This window comes from Accumulibacter sp. (genome assembly GCF_029255145.1).
Lineage (GTDB): Bacteria > Pseudomonadota > Gammaproteobacteria > Burkholderiales > Rhodocyclaceae > Accumulibacter.
Genome location: NZ_JAPUVQ010000044.1, coordinates 43,816 through 65,469, shown reverse-complemented (window position 1 = coordinate 65,469; position 21,654 = coordinate 43,816). Strand labels below are relative to the sequence as shown.

Genomic DNA, 21,654 nt, shown 5'->3' with positions numbered 1-21,654 from the left:
CGTCGGCTTCTACAACAGCACCCGCCTGCACTCGAAACTCGGTTACCTGCCGCCGAATGTCTATGAACATCAAATGGCAGAAAAACAACCTATCCCGGTGTCCGAAATTACTTGACCACTACACGAACGTTACCCGCAGACGTCGCCGGGCTGAGGAAGGCGGCTCCGGGGTGACGCCAATGCTGTTCAAGACCGCGAGCCGGGCGCACGACCGCGGTCAAGGGTCTCGCAGCGGGAAACGGCTTGCGCGCAACCCATGGCGCAGCGAACTGGACCAGCCTGACGACCGACACGCCCTGGTTCGTGATGACCACCTGCCGATTTCGATGAATGCTCGGCAGCAACAGGCACCCGGCATCGAAGCAGGGGACCGGGCCGCATCCGAGTCAGCTTACCTGGCGCATGAGTGGTGGTCGACAGCTCCAGCATCGGCCGCGGTATGATCCAGGAGAAAGCCCGCGAGAGGGAAGCCATCGGCAAGGCGCCGCGGAGGGCTCCGGTTCGCGGCTCGTCGGCCGATGTGCGTTGGCAGAACCTGCCCGCTCATCCCTTGCCAACTCGACTCGCGGAGTTTCGGCCGCCAGCGATGGACGTCCCTCTGACGCTCGGAGAGCCGCTTTCGTAGCGCTGCCAGACGCGCCGGAAGTCTCTGGCCGAGGCGAAACCGGCGAGTTCGGCGACGCGCTCGACCGACAGTTGCCGTTCGGCGAGCAGTTCGCGTGCACGCGCGATGCGCAGGCGCTGCTGGTAGCCGACAACGCTGATTCCTGCGTGCTCGGCGAACAGGCGCGTCAGGTGGCGTTCGCTGACGTGCGCGCGCCCGGCCAGTTCTGCCAGCGACCACGAACGCACCGGATCCTGCGCGATCGCGTCCTGCGCGCGATGCACCGCCGGGTGCAGGTGGTTGCGATGCGCGAGCCACGGCGAGAGCTGCGGGTCGCTGCCACTGCGGCGTTGATAGACGACCAGCCGGTGGGCGACGCGGGCGGCGAGTTCGGCGCCGGCGTGGCGTTCGATCAGGTACAGCGCGAGGTCGATGCCGGTGGTGATGCCGGCGCTGGTGAGCACCGGCCCGTCCTCGACGAAGACGCGGTTGACCTCGACCTTCGCCGCCGGTGCCGCGGCTTGCAGCGCTTCGATCAGGCTGTGGTGGGTGGTACACCGGCGGCCGTCGAGCAGACCCGCGGCGGCGAGCAGCAGTGCGCCGGAGCAGATGCTGGCGACGCGGGTGTCGCTTTGCAGCGCCCTGCGCAACCAGGCGACGACGGCGTGCGCCTCGGGACGCGCATAATCGTCGGCTTCGCAGGCGTTACCGGCGACGATCACCAGGCTGTGCGGCGGCAGGCTTGCCGGCAGTGCTTCGAGCCTGCCGACCTCGATCCCCAGCGAGGTGGTCAGTCGCGCCACCGGCGAACATCTGTGCAGGGCGATCGTGTCAGCACTCGCGCCGTTCATCTCGGCGGCCATTCGCAGCGCTTCGGCCGGGCCGGCATAGTCAAGCAGCAGCACATTGGGCGTCAGCACGAACCACACCGAGAGGGTCATTGGCGCGCCTTTGCCCAGGCCCGCAGACGGGTGGTGAACAGGTTGGCCGCCAGGCCGAGCATCAACAGCGCTGTACCGGCGAAGTGCAGTGGCTGCAGCGCTTCGCCGAAGGCCAGCCAGCCGGTGCTCAGCCCGACGATCGGGATCAGCAGGCTGAACGGCGCCACCTGGTTGGCCGGATAGCGCGACAGCAGGCGCGTCCACAGGCCGTAGCCGAGCAGCGTTGCCGCCCAGGCGAGGTAGGCGACGGCGGCGAACGACTGCACGCTGAAGCGGCTGAGCGCCGCGGCGATCGCCGTCGGCCCTTCGAGCAGCAGCGACAGCGCGAGAAATGGCAGCGGCGGTACCAGGCTTGCCCAGACGACGAAAGCCAGCTGGTCGATCGGCCCGTGCCGGGCGACCGCCCGGGTGACGATATTGCCGGTGGCCCACATCGAAGCCGCCGCCAGGGTGCACAGGAAGCCGGCCAGCGGCATCGACGCGCCGTGCGACCAGCCGATCAGCGCCAGCCCGCCGGCCGCCAGGATCAGTCCGGCCAGCTGGCTGCCGCGCCAGCCTTCCTTGAGCCACAGCGCGGCGAACAGCATGGTGAAGAAGGCCTGCGACTGCAGCACCAGCGACGCCAGCCCGGAGGGCATGCCGAGGTGGATGGCGGTGAACAGGAAGGCGAACTGTCCGACCGAGATGCTCAGTCCGTACGCGAGATAGAGTCGCAGCGGCAGCTCGGGCCGGCGCAGCAGGAAGATCGCCGGGCACGCCGCGAGGATGAAGCGCAGCGCGCCGAGCAGCAGGGGCGGCACTTCGGCGACGCCGGTCCTGATCACCGCGAAGTTGAGACCCCAGACGACGACCACCAGTAGCGCCAGTCCAATGTCGAGCGGGCGCATGCGCCTAGCTGCGCACCGTCGTGGCGGGCGCTGCCGGAGCAGTGCTGGCTCCGAGTGGCTTGAAGACGCGCTGCGTCGACGCCGGATGGCTCGCCAGCTTGCTGGCTGGGCGAATCGGCCGGCGCAGCAGTTCGCCGCCGCAGTTGGGGCAGCGGCCGGCCAGCCGCGTCTGCGCGCAGTCGGCGCAGAAGGTGCATTCGAAGGAACAGATCATCGCTTCCGCCGACGCCGGCGGCAGGTCGCGATCGCAGCATTCGCAGTTCGGACGCAGTTCAAGCATCGCCGGCTCCCAGCGTCGCCAGGCAGTCGTCGACGCTGGCGATGCGCGCAAAGCGTCCGGCGAGCACCAGTTCGGTATGCGCCTTGATTTCTTCCGGCGAATAGCCGCGGCCGCTCAGCGGATGCTCCATCGGGAAAGTGAGCGTCGCCTCGCTGACGAAATCGACCTGATAGCCGATGTCCGAAGCGACCCGCGTCGTCGTCTCGCAGCATTGTTCGGTGCGAATGCCACTGATCATCAGTCGCTCGATGCGCCGGCGGCGCAGCCACAGATCGAGGCCGGTATCCGAAAAGGCGTTATGGGTGTGCTTGTGGAAACACCCGTCGGGCGAGCCCGGCAGCCAGTCGAGCCCGCGTACGGCACCCGACTCCTCGGTAAACGGCCCGGCCTGACCGACATGGAAAATATGCACCACCGGCACGCCGTGCGCCCGGCAGGCTTTCTCGATGCGCAGCAGCGCGGCCTTGAAATCCGGCACGTCGGCTTCGGACCAGAACGGCATCTGCCGGAACGATTCCTGCACGTCGATGATGATCAGCGCCGAGCGACTGCTAACAACAGCGCTGGCGGGATCGTTGGGAAGATCATTGGCGGACATTTCAGGACCTCCGGTAGTGAAAGTGATGCTATCGTAAGGCCTTCCGGTGCGATCGGCGATACCGAATCCGGACCACCGGCGGACAAAATCCGCCATCGATTTGCGGGGCGTGCAGGAGGTGGCGAGCTGGCCGACACCAGCCCGGCCTCGGCTCGGGGGCGGCGGATCTTGTCCGCCACGGCAAATCACGAGACTGGCGGGAGCAGACCATGAAACTGAAGCAATACCAGGTTGACGCCTTCGCCAGCCGCGCCTTCGAAGGCAATCCGGCGGCGGTATGCCCACTCGACGGCTGGCTGGACGACGCTCTGCTGCAGGCCATTGCCGAGGAGAACAATCTCTCCGAGACGGCCTTCTTCGTTGCCACCGGAGAGGGTTTCGCGCTGCGCTGGTTCACGCCAGTGGCCGAGGTCGACCTGTGCGGGCACGCGACGCTGGCCAGCGCGCACGTCATCTTTGAAATCATGGGGCATGCCAAACCGGTGATCACCTTTGCCACCCGCAGCGGCGATCTGCGCGTGCAGCGCCAGGGGAGCCTCCTCGAAATGGATTTTCCGTCGACGCCGGCAGCGCCCTGCGCGATTCCCGCAGCCTTGCTCGCCGGCCTCGGCCGGCAACCGCTCGAGGTGCTTGCCGCCGACGACTACCTGGCGATCTTCGCCAGCGAGGCGGAGATTCGCACGATCAGGCCGGATCCGGGTTGCCTGAGCCAGCTCGACCGGCGCGGCGTCATCGTCAGCGCGCCGGGAATCGAGGTCGACTTCGTCAGTCGCTTCTTCGCGCCGAAGTACGGTATCCTGGAAGACCCGGTCACCGGCTCGGCGCACTGCGTGCTGACGCCTTACTGGGCCGGGCGACTCGGCAGGAACACACTGAGCGCGCGCCAGGTCTCGAAACGTGGCGGCAATCTTGGCTGCTCGCTGCAGGGAGATCGCGTCCTGCTGTCCGGTTCGGCGATCACCGTGATGGAAACCGAGATCTGCTTCTCGCCTTAGGCGTGCGCTTGCGAGGCGTTCGCCCGCGCCGAACTCAGCGCCGGCGTGAGCCGCCGCCCAGCAGCGAACCGAGAACGCCGCGAATGAGCTGTTGGCCGACCTGCGAACCGATCGCCCGCGCGGCGCTCTTGGCCGCCGTGGTGGCGATCGAATCGCCGCCACGCGAGCGGCCGCTGCTCGAAGCGACACCGAAGAGGTCGGCGAGACCGCCGAGCCAGCCGCCGCCCGACGCTTCCGGCTCGCTGGTCGGCGTTGGTTTCTGCACGCCCGCACCTTGCTGCGTCGGCTGCGTCGCTGCCCTGAGCTTCTCGTAGGCGGATTCGCGATCGATCGCCTGTTCGTAGTGGCCGTAGATCGTCGACGCCTTGATCACCGCCTGTCGCTCATCGGCGGTCTGCGGTCCCATCCGCGACGCCGGTGGCAGCACGAAAGCGCGTTCGACGACGTTCGGCCGGCCCTTCTCGTCGAGGAAGGAGACCAGCGCCTCGCCGACGCCAAGTTCGGTGATTGCCGTTTCGGCGTCGAAGCGCGGGTTGGCGCGCAGCGTCTGCGCCGCCGCCTTGACCGCTTTCTGGTCGCGCGGAGTGAACGCCCGCAGCGCGTGCTGGACGCGGTTGCCAAGCTGGCCGAGGACGCTGTCCGGGATGTCGAGCGGATTCTGGGTGACGAAATAGACGCCGACTCCCTTCGAGCGGATCAGCCTGACCACCTGCTCGATCTTTTCCAGCAGGGCCGCTGGCGCTTCGTTGAACAGCAGGTGCGCCTCGTCGAAGAAGAAAACCAGTTTGGGTTTTTCGACGTCGCCGACTTCGGGCAGTTGCTCGAAGAGCTCGGCCAGCAGCCACAGCAGGAAGGTCGAGTAGAGCCGCGGCGAGCTCATCAGCTTGTCGGCGGCGAGGATGTTGACCACGCCGTGGCCGTTGTCGGTCTGCATCAGGTCGGCGATGTCGAGCATCGGCTCGCCGAAGAAGACGTCGCCGCCCTGGTCGCCGAGGTTCAGCAAGCCGCGCTGGATGGCGCCGATCGACGCCGCCGAGACATTGCCGTATTCGCTGGTGAAGCTCTTGGCGTTCTCGCCGACGTGCTGCAGCATCGCCCGCAGATCCTTCAGATCGAGCAACAGCAGGCCATTGTCGTCGGCGATCCTGAAGACCAGTTGCAGGACGCCGGTCTGGGTGTCGTTGAGCGTCAGCAGGCGCGCCAGCAAGATCGGCCCCATGTCCGAAATCGTCGCCCGTACCGGATGCCCCTGCTCACCGAAAACGTCCCAGTAGGTAACCGGACATTTCGCCGGCGTGTGTTCCTTGATGCCCAGTGCATCGAGACGCGCCTGCATCTTCGCTGAGACGCTGCCGATGGCCGCCAGCCCCGACAGGTCGCCCTTGACGTCGGCCATGAACACCGGCACGCCGATCGCCGAAAAACGTTCCGCTAGAACCTGCAGGGTGACCGTCTTGCCGGTGCCGGTGGCGCCGGTGATCAGCCCGTGCCGGTTGGCCAGCGCCGGTAGCAGGGCGAGTTCGGTGCCTTCGTGTCTGGCAATGGTGAGTGGATTGACCATGAGCGACTCCGGAAAATGGTGGCGGGGAGGGATGACAAAAAACGGGAGGTGCTAGAATGACCAGCTCGATTATCAACCATTCGCGGCCAGGTTTGTTGCTCCGGCAACGCCGGCGGCAAGATCGCAATCAGCAGAGGTCAGCATGGCAGGACATTCCAAGTGGGCCAATATCCAGCACCGCAAGGGGCGCCAGGATGAAAAGCGCAGCGCATCGTTTTCCAAGATCGCCAAGGAAATTACCGTCTCGGCCAAGATGGGCGGCGGCGATGCGGCGTTCAACCCGCGCCTGCGACTGGCGGTCGACAAGGCCAAGGGCGTCAACATGCCCAAGGACAAGATCGACAACGCGATCAAGAAGGGCACCGGTGAACTCGAAGGGGTCGATTACGTCGAGATCCGCTACGAAGGCTACGGGATAGGCGGCGCGGCGGTCATCGTCGATTGCCTGACCGACAACCGCACGCGCACCGTCGCCGACGTCCGGCACGCTTTCAACAAGTACGGCGGCAACCTCGGTACTGATGGCTGCGTCGCCTTTCAGTTCAGGCACTGCGGGCAGTTGCTGTTCGCCCCGGGGACCGACGAAGGCGCGCTGATGGACGCCGCCATCGAAGCCGGCGCCGACGACGTGCTGAGCAACGACGACGGCTCGGTGGAAGTGCTGACGGCGCCGAACGACTACATCGCCGTCAAGGATGCGCTGCAAGCCGCCGGCTTCGAGTCCCAGTACGGAGGCGTGACGATGAAGGCCGAGAACGAGAGCCAGCTCACGGGCGAAGACGCTCGTCGCATGCAGAAGCTGATCGACGTGCTCGAAAGCCTCGACGACGTCCAGGACGTGTTCACCAACGTGATTATGGACGACGAGTGAGCAGAGCGCGCCGCGAGGTGCGCCGACGAAGCCTGCCGCAACAACCGGAGAAGCACATGAAGGCGATCATTGGCTGTGCCTTGTTGGCGCTATCGACTGCTCTGGCCCAGGCCAGCGATGTCCAGATCAACGTTGACCACGTCAGAATCCAGAGCGGCGGCGTGACGATCAGTATTGGCGATCGGGACAAGCGTGGCTATTACTGGGATGGGAAGCTCTGGCGCGACCCGGTCTATTGGAAGAAGTACCATGGCGAAGGGCAAGGCAAGGGCCAGGCCAATGGCAAGGGCTATCACTGTCCGCCCGGTCAAGCCAAGAAAGGCAACTGCTGACCCGGCTGGCGGTCGGCCGCAAGTACGACGCTCCGGCCGCAGTCAGGTTTCCGGGGGCACGCCTGGACTGGAGTCGCCGATGGCCTTGCGCCTGCTCTTGCGCGCCTCCCGGATCACGCCGCGAAGTTGGTTGCACTGGCCAACAATGCTGACCAAAACGCTGGCGGTCCAGGCGAAGGTGAACATTCCCGAGATGGCAATGATCGGCGCCAGCAAGTTCCATTCCGCCGGCAGTTCGACGTCGCTGCCAAGGGTGGTGTAGGAAAGCGCAGCGAAGCGTGCGGCCATTACCCAGTCCGGGATGATCCCACCGTAAACGATGGCCGCCGACCAGAGAATGATCGAAGCCAGGTGCAGACCGAGCATCCTGAAGACGGTGAAGCCTAGCAGCAGGTCGACGCTCCACCACGCCGGCCGCTGCTCGATGCTTCGCGCGCGCTTGTCGAAGTGAGCGGTGAGCAGGCGCAGTCCGATGGCCTGCAAGATGACGACGACGACCAGCACGCCGCCGCCATAGAACAGGTCTGGCAGCGGCAACGCCTTTGTGATCGGCAACTCGGCTTCGATGTAGGCCTCGACCGGCGCCAGTTCGCCGGGCCGGGCAGTGACCACTGTCCGGGGAATGTTGACCAGTTCCGCAGGCACTTTCTCGGCTGCCTGTGGAAGCGTCTGGGCGTCCGTCGACAGTTGCTTGATGACTTGCGGCAGCCGCGGCAGGTCCGCTTCGACCCGGCCTGCCGCAGGTGGCAGCTGATCGGCCGGGGCGTCTGGCGGGAGGGCCTTGGCATTCTTCTCGGTCGTTGTCGTATCCGCCATCCTGGACAGCTCTCCCGCTGAAAGTACAGAATCTGGATGAACTCACGACGGCAACGGCCGCGCCGTCCAAGCGCGGCCGTTGCCGGCAGGGGCGCCAGGCGAGTGTCCTGACGCTGGCGCATGGTGCTGCCCAACCGGGCTGGAGCTTCCCGGCGTCCTGGTGCAACGGCGATGTCGGAACAACGCCGAGTATACTAGTCGGTTCACCGGGTTGGTGTGCTTGCTGGCTGCCGTCGCGGCAGCCGCGGGAAACGCAGGTTCCACCAGCGCGAGTTCGAGCCCCGGTCAGGGGTTTGCCAGAACAGGGAGACTGACCTCAAGGTGAAAGCGACGCTTATCGATGCCCATGGCGTGAGCACGCCGTTGTCCGGGAAGGATCTCGCCGGCCAGTTGCCCAGGGAAGGTTTTTTCTGGCTTGACATCACGAACGCGACCGAGGACGAAATCGCGGCGCTGGCCTCTGCGCTGCAGCTCGACCCTACGCTGAGCGCCTGGTTGCCGCGCTTTGGTCAGTCGGCGCGCTTCAAGGCAAGCCCGCAGCATCTGCGCATGTCGACCTGGGCAGACGCCGGGACGCGCGGAGTCGTCGCGGGACATCTCCTGTATTCGCCGAACTGGCTGATCACGGTATTCGACGGCGCTGCTTCGCGCATGGACGCAGCGCGCCAGCGATTTCGCGAGCTTTCCGGGACGATCACGGCGTATCCCGACTACGCGCTGCTGATCGTCCTCAATGAACTGGTGACGGGTTTCTACCCGCGCCTTGAGCGTGCCGACGAGCTGCTCGACAAACTGGAGGACAAGATTTTTCTCAGCCCGGCCGCCGAGCACCTCTTGAGCCTGGCCGCCCTGCGCCGGGAACTGTCGTCGCTGCATCGGCTGCTGGTGCCGCTGCGCGACAGGGTGAAGACCGTGGTCACGTCGATCGGCGGCATCCCCGGCATCAGCGCCGAGGTATGGCCGTCGTTTCAAGGCTATAGCGAACGCCTGGCAGACCTTGTGCATCTGATCGATGCTTACCGCCAGCGCACCACCGAGGCGATGGAGGGCTATCGGGCGAGCATTTCCGACCGCCAGTCCGAGCAGATCAACCGGCTGACGATGATCTCCTGGGTGTTCCTGCCGATCACTTTCCTTACCGGTTACTTCGGAATGAACTTCAACTGGGCCATCGACCAGCTGCTGGCAACTCGTGACGACTTCTTCCTGCTCGGTGTCGGACTGCCCTTGTTGTCAGTCGGCCTGACCCTGCTTTTGTTCAAGAGTCTTGGCTGGATGGGCGCCTGGCGGAGGAAGAAGCTGCAGTCGGCCACCGGCGGCGGCGGTGGACTCCGGGCTGCGGAAACGGTCGGAGCACGCGGCACAGCAGACCAAACCGACGCGCCCGCCAAGCCAACCGGCAGCGATCATTAGCGCGACGACCGCCAGTTCACGACGGTCTGCGGTCGACCGTGGCCGAAGTTCGCGGGTGCGAGGCGCTCCCGCGGTCGCGCTCGGCAATCCAGCATTGCCCGCGTCAGGGCCGTATTTCGTCACCCGCGGCAGCGGTGGTTGCCGCCGGCGGCGTTCCAAACTGGCTTTCGTAGGCGGCCACCACGGCATGAAGCGAGCCGTAGATCGCGTGCGCACCGAGCATCTCGGTGATCCCGTGGCGGTCGAACTGGTCGCGCAGGTGCGCCGAAACATTGGCAAACACCAGCCGGATGCCCTGCTGCTCGAGCAGCGTGCAGGTGTCGCGCAGCATCGCCGCGGCCGAGAAGTCCACATCGCCAATTGCTGCCGCTTCGATGCACAGCCAGGCCAGCGGTGGCTGCTTTTTCGTTGTTGCCAGACGGAGAACCTCCTCGGCGAACTGGCCGGCGTTGGCGTAATACAGACTGTGGCTGAAGAGGTAAACCAGCAGTCCCGGCGCGATCTGCTGCGGTTCGCTCAGCGGGACGGTCTGCCAGCCCTTCTTTCTCTTGTCGGCCGCGATCACCGAATTGCTTCCCCGGTAGCCGCGCCGCACGTGATCAAGCAGTGACAGCACCATCGCCAGGATGATCCCCTGTTCGACGCCAACGACGACGACTGTCGCGGCGGTCAGCAAGGCCACCCAGAACTCCGCACGTGCCTCGACGAAGATCCGGGTCATGCCCTTGATGTCGATCATGTGCACCGCCACCAGGAAGACAATCGCCGAAAGAACCGCGGTTGGCAAGTGGGCGAGGGGGCCGGTCAGGAACAGCAGGACCAGCAGCACCAGGACGCAGGTGGTGAGCTGCGACACCTGGCTGCGGCCGCCGCCGCCGTCGACCATCGCCGTGTTGGTCGGGCTGCCATTGACGATGAAGGTGCCCGACAAGCCGGCGCCGAGGTTGGCCATGCCGAGCCCGACCATGTCTACATTCTCGTCGAAGCGATCGCTGTACTTGACGGCGTAGGCGCGCGAGGTGGCGGCGCTCTGCGCCAGAATCACCACGAAGCAGGCAAAGGCAATCGGCAGCAGCTTCTCGATCAACGCCCAGCTCCAATCGACGTGCGGCAGGCCGAGCGTCGGCAGGCCGCTCGGAACGCTGCCCAGCGTCTCCAGATGGGCGCCGGGATTCAGCGCCCAGCTGACACCGATGGCGGCGACGACGGCGATCAGTCCGCCCGGGATCTTCTCGGAAATCCTCTTGCCGCCGACGATCACCACCATCACCGCGAGCGACACGCAGACCGCATAGGGATTGGCTTCCCCGAGCAGCCGCAGGTCGCGCACGATCTCCTTGAGCGGCTGGTTGCTGGTGCCTTGCAGGCCCAGCAGGCCGGAAACCTCGAGCAGCGCCACCTGCACACCGACGCCGGTCATGAAACCGGTGAGCACCGTGCGCGAGAGAAAATCGGCGAGGAAACCAAGCCGCAGAACCCGTGCGGCGAACATGAAAACCGCCGCCATCAGGGCCAGCAGGCTGCACAGGGCCAGCCATTCGTTCGATCCGCGCACCGCCATGCCGGCGAGACCGGCGGCGACCACCGCCGCCGTCGCCGAGTCGGCACCGACCGCCAGATGCCGCGACGACCCGAAAATGGCGAACAGGCTCATCGGGATGAGAATGGTGTACAGCCCGGTGATGACCGGCGTGCCGATGATCTTGGTGTAACCCATGGTCCCCGGAATGGCCAGCGCCGCGAGCGTGAAACCGGCGAGGATGTCGCGCCCAAGCCCTGGCCGATCAAGCGGCAGGACGCCCTGCAAAATCGGCAGCCGGAAGCCCTTGCCTTCGCTGTCTTGCGTCATCGTCGCGCCTCAGTTGGTCGTCCGAGCTACTTTTTGCCAGTCGGCTTTGGCGTCTTGCCCGCCCGCTTTTCCTGCGCCACCTCCGCCGCGTGGTACTTGGTGGCGATTTCCTTCAGATCGACGCGCGTCGGCGGCAACTTGAGTCCCATCTCTTCCATGGTGTCGGCGATGATCTGCGAAATCGCCAGGTTGCGGAACCACTTGTGGTTGGCGGGAATGACGTACCAGGGCGCTTCCTTGCTGCTGGTCTTGCTCAGCGCTTCCTCGTAGGCTTCGACGTAGTCGGTCCAGAACTCGCGCTCGGAGTAGTCGCCTTCGCTGATCTTCCAGTTGCGCGCCGGGTCATCGAGCCGCTGCTTGAAGCGGAGCAGCTGTTCCTCGGGGCTGATGTGCAGGAAGAACTTGAGGATGCGGGTGCCGTTCTCGGCCAGCAGCTTCTCGAAGTCGTTGATCAAGGCGTAGCGCTTCGACCAGACCGCCTTCGGCACCAGTTGATGGACCCGCACGACGAGGACATCTTCGTAATGCGAGCGGTTGAAGACGGCCACCTCGCCCCTGGCCGGCGTCCGCTGATGGGCGCGCCAGAGGAAGTCGTGCGCCGCCTCGTCGGCGCTTGGCTGCTTGAATCCGTAGACCCGGGTGCCCTGCGGGTTCATGCCGCTGAACAGGTGCCGGACGACGCCATCCTTGCCGGCGGCGTCGAGCGCCTGCAGGACGACCAGCAGCGACTGGTTGCCGTCGGCGTAGAGCAGGGCCTGCAGCTCGTCCATGCGGATGACATTCTTCTGGATCTCGGGCAGGGCCTCTTCAGACGAGGCGTGGCCAGCGGTTTGCGCCGGGTCGATGCCGGCGAGTTTCAGTTTCTCGCCGGGGCTGACGAAGAATTGCTTGCGGAAGTCCATGGTGGTTGCTCCTCGTGTGAATATCGTGTGTTGGCCTATGCAGCAGGAACGTGCGGTTGCAGCGACTGATTGACCAGCTCGACGCTCTTCATGTGACGCGCTGTCCGGTAGCTGGCGAAGCGGTCGTAGATCATGCGGACGCCGCCGAGAATGAACAGCCAGGCGATCAGGTAGACCCATACCCAGCCGATCAGCTTCCACGGAATCGCCGGCACCAGCAAGCCGAAGCCACACATCAGCGCGGCAACCACCTGCGTGGCGACAATTGCCCAGAACAGCGGTGCGGCAGGAAATGGCGGCTTGAAGAACCAGCCGTCGGTGCGGGTGATGAACAGCAGCACCTGGCCACCCCCCACCAGTTGCACGAACATCATCGTTTGCAGCTGCGCGTGTGTCGCCAGCCCGAAATACGCCTGCAGTTCCGGAAGTGACAGCGCCTTGATGCCGAACAGCAGCAGGCCGAACGACTCGGCCACCGAGAAGACGCCAAGAACGGTGGCCAGGCCAAAGATCCGCGGCAGGTCCCAGCGGACCGGCCGCGGACTCACCGGCGTGTTGTCGTAGGCGATGGTCATCATCGGCAGGTCGTCGAGCAGTGACATGACGACGATCATGATCGCGGTCAGCGGCGAGAAACCGAGGAAGATCGACGACAGGACAACGACGAACATGATGTCGATGGTCAAGGCGATGCGGTAGATCAGGTAGCTGTTGATGCGGCCGAAGATGCGGCGCGCCTCGTCGATGGCGCCGTTGATCACCGACAGGCCGGGGGCGGTGAGGATCAGCGCCGCAGCGCCGCGGGCGGCGTCGGTGGCGCCCGAAACGGCGGTGCCACAATCGGCCTGCTTCAATGCCGGCGCGTCATTGACGCCGTCGCCGGTCATCGCCACTAGGTGGCCGCGCGACTGCAGCGCCTTGACGATGGCGTACTTGTGCTCGGGGAAGACGCGCGCGAAACCGTCGGCGCGCTCGATCCCGTCGATGATCGCCGGCGGCACGTTATCGGGGTCCATGTCCTTGGGGAAGGCATCCGCAGCCGCGATGATGTTCGTGCCCATGCCGAGTTGGCGCGCCGTCTCGATGGCGATGGCGGTGTCGTCGCCGGTGATCATCATCACCCGCACCCCCTTCTCCGCCGCCCTGTCGATGGTGTCCTTTGAGTCATCGCGTGGCGGATCGAACATCGGCAGGATGCCGAGGAACGACCAGCTCGCGCCGCCGTCTGCCGAGCGCGCGACGCCCAATGCCCGGGCCCCCTGCGATGCCAGCCTGTCGACCGCGTCCTTGACCTTCTGCGCGATCTCCGCAGGCGCCTGGGCAAGATCGACGATCGCTTGCGGGGCGCCCTTGGCGACCATGAACGACTTGCCGCTGGCGTCGGTGACCGTCGCCTCGGTGCGCTTGGTGACCGGATCGAAGGCCACGAACTTGGTCAGGGTCCAGCCCTTGAGGACGCTCTGGTCCTTGAGCGCGGTAATCACCGCGGTATCGATGGCGTCCTTGTCCTCGAGCTTGGACGCCAGCGCCGCCGCCAGGATGCAGTCCTGCGGATCGGTGGCGGCGAAAAGCATGGGTTCGCTGAGGCTCAGCTGATTCTTGGTCAGGGTGCCGGTCTTGTCCGAGCAGAGGATGTCGACGCCGGCCATTTCCTCGATCGCCGACAGCTTGGAGACGATCGCCTGCTGTTTCGACAGCGCCAGTGCGCCGAGCGCCATGGTGATCGAGAACACCGCCGGCATCGCCACCGGGATCGAGGCGACCATCAGCACCAGCACGAACTGCAGGATGCCGAGGGCGTCGGCGAGGTTCCAGTCCTTGGCGATCACGATGTCGTGATAGACCTTGACGGCGACCAGGACCAGCGTCAGGCAGACGGCAACGACGATCAGGAAGTTGCTGATCTGGAACATCGCCTTCTGGGCGTGGCTGACCGCGCCGGCGCCGGAGACGAGCTTGGCGGTACGGCCGAAGAAGGTATTGGTGCCGGTGGCGATGACCACCGCTTCCATCTCGCCCTGCTTGACGACGCTGCCCGAGTAAGCCTCGTCACCGACCTTCTTCCTGGCCGGGAGCGACTCGCCGGTGAGCGCCGCCTGGTCGATCGAGGCGAAGTCACCACCGGTCAAGCGCAGGTCCGCGGGCACGATCACGCCCAGGCGGATCTTGACGATATCGCCGGGGACCAGTGTCGACGCCTGCACCGTGCTCCACTGGCCGTCGCGCAGGACCGTCGCCTCGGGTGCCAGGCCGGCCTTCAGGGCAGCCAGTGCGTTCGACGCCTTGCGGTCCTGCCAGAATTCGAGCGCTGCGTTGAACAGCAGCAGGGAGCCGATGATCACGAAGTCGTCCCAATGGCCGAGCAGCGCGGAGACCAGTGCCGCCGCCTCGATGACGTAGGCCATCGAGCCGGTGAAGTAGCCAAGAATCTGCTCGCCCAGGCTCTTTTCCTTGACGATGATCGCGTTCGGGCCGTACTTGGCGACGCGCTGCTGCGCTTCGGTCGTGCTGAGACCCTGCTCGGGTTTGACGGCGAGCGCCGCCAGCACCTGCTCGACCGGGATTTTCTCGAGATCCGGTCCGCTGGCGGCGGGAGTGTCTGACTGCTCGGTGAGGTCGGCCATACGGTCCTCCTGGGTCAAGAAGTGGAAAACGGCATCGATGGATTAATGTAGCACGCTGGACGAGGACAAGCCCGCTGCGCGGCGCGTTTGATTTTCGCAGCTTTACGACATCGGCACTCATGCGATTGCACTGAGGGTGGTGACAGCTGCAATATCCCCCGGCAGCCGGGAGTGATCAAGGGGAAGGATGGCATTAAACCGAGGGAATTTCATCCTGCGGTTCGTTCATGACCATTCATTTTTCATTGGCGATCGGGCCCGGCCTTGCCGCCCAGCCGGGCGACAAGTTCCGCGGCGACGAGATCATCGGCGATCACCACCTCCGATGCGCCCGCCCGCTCCAGTAGTGCGCCGCGTTGACTGTTCTGGCCGGTCGCAACGATGTGCAGCCTGGGGTTGAGGGCGTGCGCCATCAGCGTGATGGCCAGCTTGCGATCCTGATCTTCGGTCATGACCACCAACGCCCTCGCCTTGTCCGCGCCCGCCCGTTTCAGGACGTCGTCATCCAGCCCGGCGTCATCCTGAACCACCAGATAATCGAGTTCGGAGGCCTGCGCCGACAGATCGTCCAGTTTCTCGACAATGATCACCTGATCGCCGGCAGCTCGCATGCGGCCGGCAACCAGCCGCCCCAGCGGACTGAAGCCGATGACGACAACGTGGTTTGCCAGACCGTCGAGGATGCGTTTCATGGTTCTGTTCTCACGCGCCGCCAAAGCGGCATCGCTCGAAAGCAGGCCGGTAAGCTGCGAGATTGCGTAGCCGCCGATGATCACGGACATGAACATCGCCACCAGCATGAACACCTTTTGCTGCTCGTTGAAGGCAGAGAAGTCTCCGACTGTCGTAACCAGGTTGGCCGCGTTCCACATCCCAGCAAAAAACCTTTTTTCCAGCGACAGGCCCGAGGAATCCAGAACTATCAGCCCAATGGCAATCGCCAGCGTCGCCAACAGCAGCTGACCCAGCGTGTGCAGCGCCCGACGACGCCACTCCTGCAGGTGCCGCTGGCCCGACCGGCTCTCGTTGACGCGATAGATGGTCATTGGTGCTCAATTGGACGGCGGCTTCGCGGTCAGTTTATCGGCGGCCGTTACCCAGCCGCCGCCCATCGCCTTGTAGATGTTGACCAGCGAAACGCACAGCTGCGCCTGTGCGGCGGCCCAGTCGAGCTCGGCCGGGAAGAGCTGCTCCTCCGCCTGCAGCACGGTCGAGTATGGCGCGCGCCCGCCGTCGAACAGCAGTTGCGCGAGCCGCGAGTAGCCGCGCAGCGCATCGACCAGCTGCGCCTGTGCCGCGACCTGATCGATGAGCGTCTCGCGCGAGATCAGCGCGTTGTCGACGTCGGCGAAGGCGCTCTGAATGGCGAGCTCGTAGGACAGCAGCGCGGCCTGCTGCGCCGCCTCCGCCTGCGCGACCTGGCCGGCGATCGCGCCGCCGGTGAAGATCGGCCCCGCCAGCGCGCCGGCGTAGCTCCACGCCCGCGCCGGGCCCGTGAACAGATTGGAGAGGTCGGTGCTTGCGGTGCCGAGCGCGCCGGTCAGTGAAATGGTCGGAAAGTACTGGGCCTTGGCCGCGCCGATCAGCGCGTTGGCCGCGATCAGTTGCTGCTCCGCCTGCAGCAGGTCGGGGCGGCGCTCGAGCAGCTCCGAGGGAACTCCCGGCGGAACCGGCGGCAGCGTCAGCGCGAAGATTCCCTTGCCGCGCGGGATGCGGCCGGGCGAGTTGCCGAGCAGGACCGACAGCGCATCCTCGGTCAGGGCGATGTCGCGCCGGATCCGCGGCAGCTGCGCCGCGGCGGTCTGGTAGCGCGCCTTCGCCTGCTCGACGTTCATCTGCGAGACGCGACCATACCTGAACTTGAGCTCCATCAGCCGCAGCGACTCGGCGTAGCTTGCGAGCGTGCGCTGCGCCATGACGAGCTGCTCGTCGAGGCCGCGCAGCTGCAGGTAGCCGCTCGCGACCGACGCCACCAGGCTCAGGATCACGCCGCGTCGCGCCTCGTCGCTGGCCAGCAGGCTGGCCTGCGCCGACTCGGTCAGGCGGCGCACGCGCCCCCACAGGTCGATCTCCCAGCTCGCCCCGGCGAGCAGCTGGTAGGCGTTGGTCGGGTTGGAAATGCCGGCAGGCAGCTTGTCGAGGCCACCCTGCGAGAAGCGCTCGCGCGCCGCGCTCCCCTGATAGTTGAGCTGCGGAAAGAGCGGCGAGCGCGTGCTGGTCAGGACGCCCGCCGCCTGCTCGACGTTGGCGGCGGCGATCTTGACGTTCTTGTTGTTGGCGAGCGCTTCGGCGATCAGGGCATCCAGCACGGGGTCGTCGAATTGCTTCCAGAACTCGACGTTCGCGGTCGCCGCGGTCTGCTTCGGCTCGTACAGGTAAGCACCCGGAGCGGCGATTTCCGGCCGGCGGTAGTCGGGGCCAATCATGCAGCCGGCGATGAGGCTGCAGGCGATCGCACCTACCGCTGCGCGGCGGCGTATCCCGCCCCCATGGGCGGCGGCGAGCGGGGCGGAGCTCGGGGGCCGTTTCATCCTATTCGCCCCCGCGCGGTGCGGTGGGCGCGACGGCGGCGCCATCATCCGGCGTCTTCTCGCCGGTGTCGATCGCCTGGCTCTGCGCGCCGCTGAAGAGCTTCGCGCTCACCGTTTCCAGCAGCCAGTAGAACATCGGGATGAAGAAGATCGCGATGATCGTCGCCGCCAGCGTCCCGCCGATGACGCCGGTACCGATCGAATGCCGGCTGTTGGCCGAGGCGCCGGTGGCAATCGCCAGCGGAACGGTACCCAGCACGAAAGCGAACGAGGTCATGATGATCGGCCGCAGGCGCAGCCGCGCCGCCTCGACCGCCGCGTCGAAGAACGGCTTGCCTTCCTTGCGGTTCATCTCCACCGCGAACTCGACGATCAGGATCGCGTTCTTGGCGGCGAGGCCGATCAGCGTCAACAGGCCGATCTGGAAGTAGAGGTCGTTGGGAATGCCGCGCAGTGCGATCGCGGCGAGCGCGCCCAGAATGGCGAACGGCACCGCCATCATCACGCCGATGGGCAGCGACCAGCTTTCGTACTGCGCCGCCAGGATCATGAACACGAACAGCAGGCCGAAGACGAACGCGATGGCCGACGTGGAGCCCGACGAAACCTCCTCGCGCGCTTCACCCGCCCATTCGTAGCCGTAACCGTTGGGCATGATTTCCGCCGCGACCTCGCGGATCGCGGCCAGCGCCTCGCCGGAGCTCACACCCGGTGCCGGCGAGCCGTTGATCGCGATCGCCGGATAGTTGTTGAAGCGGGTGACGAGGTCGGGGCCGGTGACGAAGCGCGTGGTGACCAGCGCAGACAGCGGCACCATGTCGCCCTGGCGGTTCTTGACGTAGAAGCGGCCGATGTCCTCCGGCGTCATCCGATACTTGGGCTCGGCCTGCAGCACCACCTGGTAGAGCCGCGAGTCCTTCGGGAACTGGCTCACGTAGAGCGACCCGAACATGGTCTGCAGCGTGTTGTAGGCGTCCTGCACGGCCACACCGAGCACTTCGGCCTTCTCGCGGTCGACGTCGGCGAGCAGCTGCTGGCCGTCGGCCCGGATGGTGGTGCTCACCCCCGTCAGCTCCTTCCGGGTGCGCGCCTTGGCGATGATCTTCTCGGCGACGTCGGAGAGCTGCTGGTAGTTGCCCGCGCCCTTTTGTTCGATCCACATCTGGAAGCCGGCGGTGACGCCCAGGCCGGGGATGGCCGGCGGGTTCACTGGCACCACCAGGCCGCCCTGGATGGCGCCGAACTCTCGCCGCAGGTCGGCGATCAGCGCGTCGGCCGAAAGGGCGGGCGTCTTGCGCTCCTCGTAATCCTTCAGCGCCACGAACAGCACGCCAAAGTTGGTCTTCATCTGCGAGTCGATCAGGCTGTAGCCGTCGACCTGCGAGACGTTGGCCACCGCCTCGTGCTTGCGCACCATCGCCGCGGCAGCGCTGCCGACGTTGCCCGTGCGGTCGAGGCTCGCCGAGTCGGGCAGGAAATACGCGACGAAGATGTAGCCCTGGTCCTCCTGCGGCACGAACGCGGTGGGCAGCAGCCTGAACATGAACACCGTGCCCGCAACCACGGCGACGAACACGGCGAGACCGATCAGGTAGTGGCGCGTGATCCACTTGACGCCGCTCACGTAGCCGTTGGTGATCCGCTCGAAGCTGTCGTCGAACCACTTGAAGAAGCCTTTCTTCTGCCCGTGCTTGGCCTTGATCAGGATCGCCGCCAGCGCCGGCGACAGCGTCAGCGCGACCAGGCCCGAGAACACCACGGAAATGGCGATGGTCACGGCGAACTGCTTGTAGAGCGCGCCCGTGATGCCGCCCAGGAACGCCACCGGGATGAACACCGCGTTCAGCACCAGCACCACCGCGATCACCGGGCCCGACACCTCGTCCATCGCGCGCTTCGCCGCGTCGCGCGGCGACAGGCCGAACTGGACCATATTGCGCTCGGTGTTCTCCACCACCACGATCGCGTCGTCGACGACCAGGCCGATGGCGAGGATCATGCCGAACAGCGTCAGCATGTTGATCGAGAAGCCGAACACCAGCATCCCCACCAGCGCGCCGAGGATCGACACCGGCACCGCCAGCGTCGGGATGATCGTCAGGCGCAGGCTGTGCAGGAAGATGAACACCACCAGCACCACCAGCACCACGGCCTCGAAGAAGGTCTTCACCACCTCGTCGATCGACGCCTGCACGAACAAGGTGGTGTCGAGCGCGACCGCGTAGTCGAGGCCGTCCGGGAAGCTCTTCTGCAGCTCCTTGAGCGTGGCGCGCACTTCCTTGGAGACCTGCAGCGCGTTGGCGCCGGGCTGCTGGTAGACCGCGATCAGCGTCGCCGGCTTGTCCTGGTAGCTGGTGCGCAGCGAGTAGCTCTGCGCGCCGAGGTTGGTGTAGCCAACGTCCTTCACCCGCACCAGCGCGGCGTCGGCGTTCTGGCTGCGCAGGATCATGTTGTCGAACTGCGACGGCTCGGTGATGGTGCTGGTGGTGACCGGGAACGTCTGCTTCACCGGATACGGCGTCGGCGGCGCGCCGATCCGGCCGACCGCGAACTGCTGGTTCTGGTTCTTGATCGCGTTGGCGATCTCGCTCGTCCCGATGCCGAGCTGCGCCATCCGGTCGGGCTTCAGCCAGACGCGCATCGCGTACTCGGGAACCCCGAAGATCGACGCCTGGTTGGCGCCGTTGATGCGGTTGATCGTCCCGAGGATCTGGACGTTGGTGTAATTGGAGATGAAGTCCGCGTCGTAGCGCCCGTCGGGCGAGTAGAACGCCAGCACCATCAGGAAGGTCGAGGTCTTCTGCTGTACGTCGACGCCCTGCGCCTGCACCGACTGCGGCAGCTGTGCCATCGCCTGGCTGACGCGGTTCTGCACGTCCACCTGCGCCAGCGCCGGGTCCGTGTCGATGGTGAAATAGACCGTCAGCGTGTAGTTGCCGGTGGACGAGTTGGTCGACGACATGTAGATCATGTTGTTGGCGCCGTTGACCTGCTGCTCGATCGGCGCGCCGACGTTCTGCGCGACGAGCGTGGCATTGGCGCCGGGGTAGGTGGCCGTCACCTGGATCTGGATCGGCGTTACCTGCGGGTACTGGGCGATCGGCAGCTTCACCATCGCCACCACGCCGACGACCGAGATGATCAGCGCGATGACCGCCGAGAAGATCGGGCGGTCGATAAAGAAATGGGAGAACATTGGGCGCGGGCTCCGGTGCTTACTGCCTGGCGGCCGGCGCCGCGGGCGGGACGATCTTCACCGGCGCGCCGGGCGTAAGGCGCACGACGCCGTCGGTCGCGACCACGTCGCCGGGCTTCAAGCCGGCGGTGATGAACCACTCGTCGCCGTACCACTGCCCCACCTGCACACCGCGGATCTCCGCCTTGCTCTCCTTGTCGATCACCACGACGAAATGCCCTTTCGCGCCCTGCAGCACGGCCTGCTGCGGCACCCTGATCGCGTTGATGCGCACGGCGCCCGACACCCGCACCCGGACGAACTGCCCCGGCCGCAGCTCGCCCGACGGATTGGGCAACGTTGCGCGCAGCAGGAAGGTGCCGGTCTGCGAGTTGAAGCTGGCATTCGCGAAAGTGATCTTGCCCTTTTGCGGGAAGATAGAGCCGTCGGCCAGCACCAGCTCGACCGTGTACTCGTCCTTCGGAGGCAGCCTGAGCGCGCCCGCCGCCTGCTCGGTGCGCAATGCGAGCAGGTCGTTCTCGGACAGGGTGAAATTCACCCAGATCGGATCGATCTGCTCGACGTAGGTGAGCAGGCTGTTCTCGGCGTTGACGTAGGCGCCGTCCTGCACGCGCGCGAAGCTGGAGAGTCCGGTCACCGGCGTGGTGATCGTCGTGTAGCCGAGATTGAGCTGCGCCTGCACGACGGTGGCCTTTGCCGACTGTACGGCCGCGGCCGCTGCCTGCTGCTGCCCGGTCGCGTCGTCGAGATCCTTGACGCTCAACGCATTGAGCGCCGCCAGCGGCTTGACCTGCGCGAGATTGTCGTTCGCCGTCTGCAGGCGCGCCTGCTGCTCCGCCAGGCCGCCCCGCGCGACTTCCAGCTGCGCCTGAAACGGCTTCTTGTCCTGCTGGAACATCACGTCGCCGGCCTTGACCATCGCGCCTTCGGTGTAGATGCGCTGATCGAGGAAGCCGTTGACGCGCGCTCGGATCTGCACCTGATGTGAGCTTTGCGTCTGGCCGACGTACTCGTAGCTGACCGGCGTGTCGCGCGGGGTGACCGTCATCACCGTCACCTCGGCCGGGGGCCTCACCTCGGGTGCTGCCTCCTTCTTGCCGCAGCCCGCCAGCAAGGCCGTCGCTGCCAGAATCATCACGAGCCTACGCATATAGATAAACCTCCAAGGCCTGCGGGGATGGTGGGCGCCGAACCGAAAACGGGGAGGAATATACCATCAGACTCCGGGTGAGCGCCACCACCGGAGCGCATCGA

Annotated in this window: 17 protein-coding genes; 4 read left to right on the top strand and 13 right to left on the bottom strand. The window is 65.8% G+C overall.

The annotated features are described in order from the left end of the window. Positions 1-543: 543 nt before the first annotated feature. Genes Q1L50_RS05010 through Q1L50_RS04995 form a run of 4 tightly spaced genes read right to left on the bottom strand, consistent with a single transcriptional unit; the run spans position 544 to position 3,310 of the window. The gene (locus tag Q1L50_RS05010; RefSeq protein WP_300336362.1) at positions 544-1,545 is read right to left on the bottom strand and encodes a helix-turn-helix domain-containing protein; all 1,002 of its coding nucleotides are present in this window, start codon (positions 1,543-1,545) and stop codon (positions 544-546) included. Beyond that, positions 1,542-2,432 (bottom strand): EamA family transporter, encoded by an 891-nt coding sequence (locus tag Q1L50_RS05005; RefSeq protein ID WP_300336361.1) that lies wholly within the window; start codon positions 2,430-2,432, stop codon positions 1,542-1,544. The genes Q1L50_RS05010 and Q1L50_RS05005 overlap by 4 nt, the downstream gene beginning before the upstream one ends. 4 nt (positions 2,433-2,436) lie before the next feature. Then, the gene (locus Q1L50_RS05000; protein WP_300336360.1) at positions 2,437-2,712 is read right to left on the bottom strand and encodes a DUF1272 domain-containing protein; all 276 of its coding nucleotides are present in this window, start codon (positions 2,710-2,712) and stop codon (positions 2,437-2,439) included. Further along, positions 2,705-3,310: an isochorismatase family protein gene (locus Q1L50_RS04995; protein ID WP_300336359.1), complete on the bottom strand. Its 606-nt coding sequence runs from the start codon at positions 3,308-3,310 to the stop codon at positions 2,705-2,707. The genes Q1L50_RS05000 and Q1L50_RS04995 overlap by 8 nt, the downstream gene beginning before the upstream one ends. 209 nt (positions 3,311-3,519) lie before the next feature. Between Q1L50_RS04995 and Q1L50_RS04990 the strand changes: the two genes are divergently transcribed. Next, complete coding sequence (locus Q1L50_RS04990) at positions 3,520-4,305, top strand: PhzF family phenazine biosynthesis protein (protein ID WP_300336358.1); 786 nt, start codon at positions 3,520-3,522, stop codon at positions 4,303-4,305. Between the two features lie 34 nt (positions 4,306-4,339). Here the strand turns inward: Q1L50_RS04990 and Q1L50_RS04985 are convergent, their stop codons facing one another. After that, positions 4,340-5,866, bottom strand: coding sequence for a helicase HerA-like domain-containing protein (locus tag Q1L50_RS04985; RefSeq protein ID WP_300336356.1), 1,527 nt, complete (start codon positions 5,864-5,866; stop codon positions 4,340-4,342). 142 nt (positions 5,867-6,008) lie between these two features. On the opposite strand from Q1L50_RS04985, the gene Q1L50_RS04980 reads away from it, so the two are divergent. Together Q1L50_RS04980 and Q1L50_RS04975 are read left to right on the top strand one after the other, a co-directional pair. Further along, a complete protein-coding gene (locus Q1L50_RS04980; protein WP_300336354.1) occupies positions 6,009-6,737 on the top strand; it encodes a YebC/PmpR family DNA-binding transcriptional regulator in 729 nt (242 codons plus the stop codon). A gap of 56 nt (positions 6,738-6,793) precedes the next feature. Next, the gene (locus Q1L50_RS04975) at positions 6,794-7,069 is read left to right on the top strand and encodes a DUF2502 domain-containing protein (protein ID WP_300336352.1); all 276 of its coding nucleotides are present in this window, start codon (positions 6,794-6,796) and stop codon (positions 7,067-7,069) included. Positions 7,070-7,111: 42 nt separating this feature from the next. Here Q1L50_RS04975 and Q1L50_RS04970 read toward each other — a convergent pair whose 3' ends face one another. Beyond that, the gene (locus Q1L50_RS04970; RefSeq protein WP_300336350.1) at positions 7,112-7,885 is read right to left on the bottom strand and encodes a hypothetical protein; all 774 of its coding nucleotides are present in this window, start codon (positions 7,883-7,885) and stop codon (positions 7,112-7,114) included. Between the two features lie 321 nt (positions 7,886-8,206). Here Q1L50_RS04970 and Q1L50_RS04965 point away from each other — a divergent pair, with 321 nt between their 5' ends. Continuing rightward, a complete protein-coding gene (locus tag Q1L50_RS04965) occupies positions 8,207-9,298 on the top strand; it encodes a CorA family divalent cation transporter (protein WP_300336348.1) in 1,092 nt (363 codons plus the stop codon). Between the two features lie 103 nt (positions 9,299-9,401). Here Q1L50_RS04965 and Q1L50_RS04960 read toward each other — a convergent pair whose 3' ends face one another. From Q1L50_RS04960 to Q1L50_RS04930, 7 genes are all read right to left on the bottom strand, one after another. Next, the gene (locus Q1L50_RS04960) at positions 9,402-11,147 is read right to left on the bottom strand and encodes a SulP family inorganic anion transporter (RefSeq protein WP_300336346.1); all 1,746 of its coding nucleotides are present in this window, start codon (positions 11,145-11,147) and stop codon (positions 9,402-9,404) included. 26 nt (positions 11,148-11,173) lie between these two features. After that, the gene (locus Q1L50_RS04955) at positions 11,174-12,049 is read right to left on the bottom strand and encodes a polyphosphate kinase 2 family protein (RefSeq protein WP_300336344.1); all 876 of its coding nucleotides are present in this window, start codon (positions 12,047-12,049) and stop codon (positions 11,174-11,176) included. Positions 12,050-12,084: 35 nt separating this feature from the next. Then, the gene (locus Q1L50_RS04950) at positions 12,085-14,673 is read right to left on the bottom strand and encodes a plasma-membrane proton-efflux P-type ATPase (RefSeq protein WP_300336342.1); all 2,589 of its coding nucleotides are present in this window, start codon (positions 14,671-14,673) and stop codon (positions 12,085-12,087) included. Positions 14,674-14,915: 242 nt separating this feature from the next. Then, entirely contained in the window at positions 14,916-15,719 is an 804-nt protein-coding gene (locus Q1L50_RS04945) for an NAD(P)-binding protein (RefSeq protein ID WP_300336340.1), read from the bottom strand. Between the two features lie 6 nt (positions 15,720-15,725). Beyond that, positions 15,726-17,252 carry an efflux transporter outer membrane subunit gene (locus tag Q1L50_RS04940; protein ID WP_300336338.1) on the bottom strand — a complete coding sequence of 509 codons (1,527 nt, stop codon included), beginning with the start codon at positions 17,250-17,252 and terminating at the stop codon, positions 15,726-15,728. Then, entirely contained in the window at positions 17,206-20,400 is a 3,195-nt protein-coding gene (locus tag Q1L50_RS04935; RefSeq protein ID WP_300336336.1) for a multidrug efflux RND transporter permease subunit, read from the bottom strand. The genes Q1L50_RS04940 and Q1L50_RS04935 overlap by 47 nt, the downstream gene beginning before the upstream one ends. Positions 20,401-20,419: 19 nt before the next feature. Then, complete coding sequence (locus Q1L50_RS04930) at positions 20,420-21,550, bottom strand: efflux RND transporter periplasmic adaptor subunit (protein WP_300336334.1); 1,131 nt, start codon at positions 21,548-21,550, stop codon at positions 20,420-20,422. Positions 21,551-21,654 lie beyond the last annotated feature (104 nt).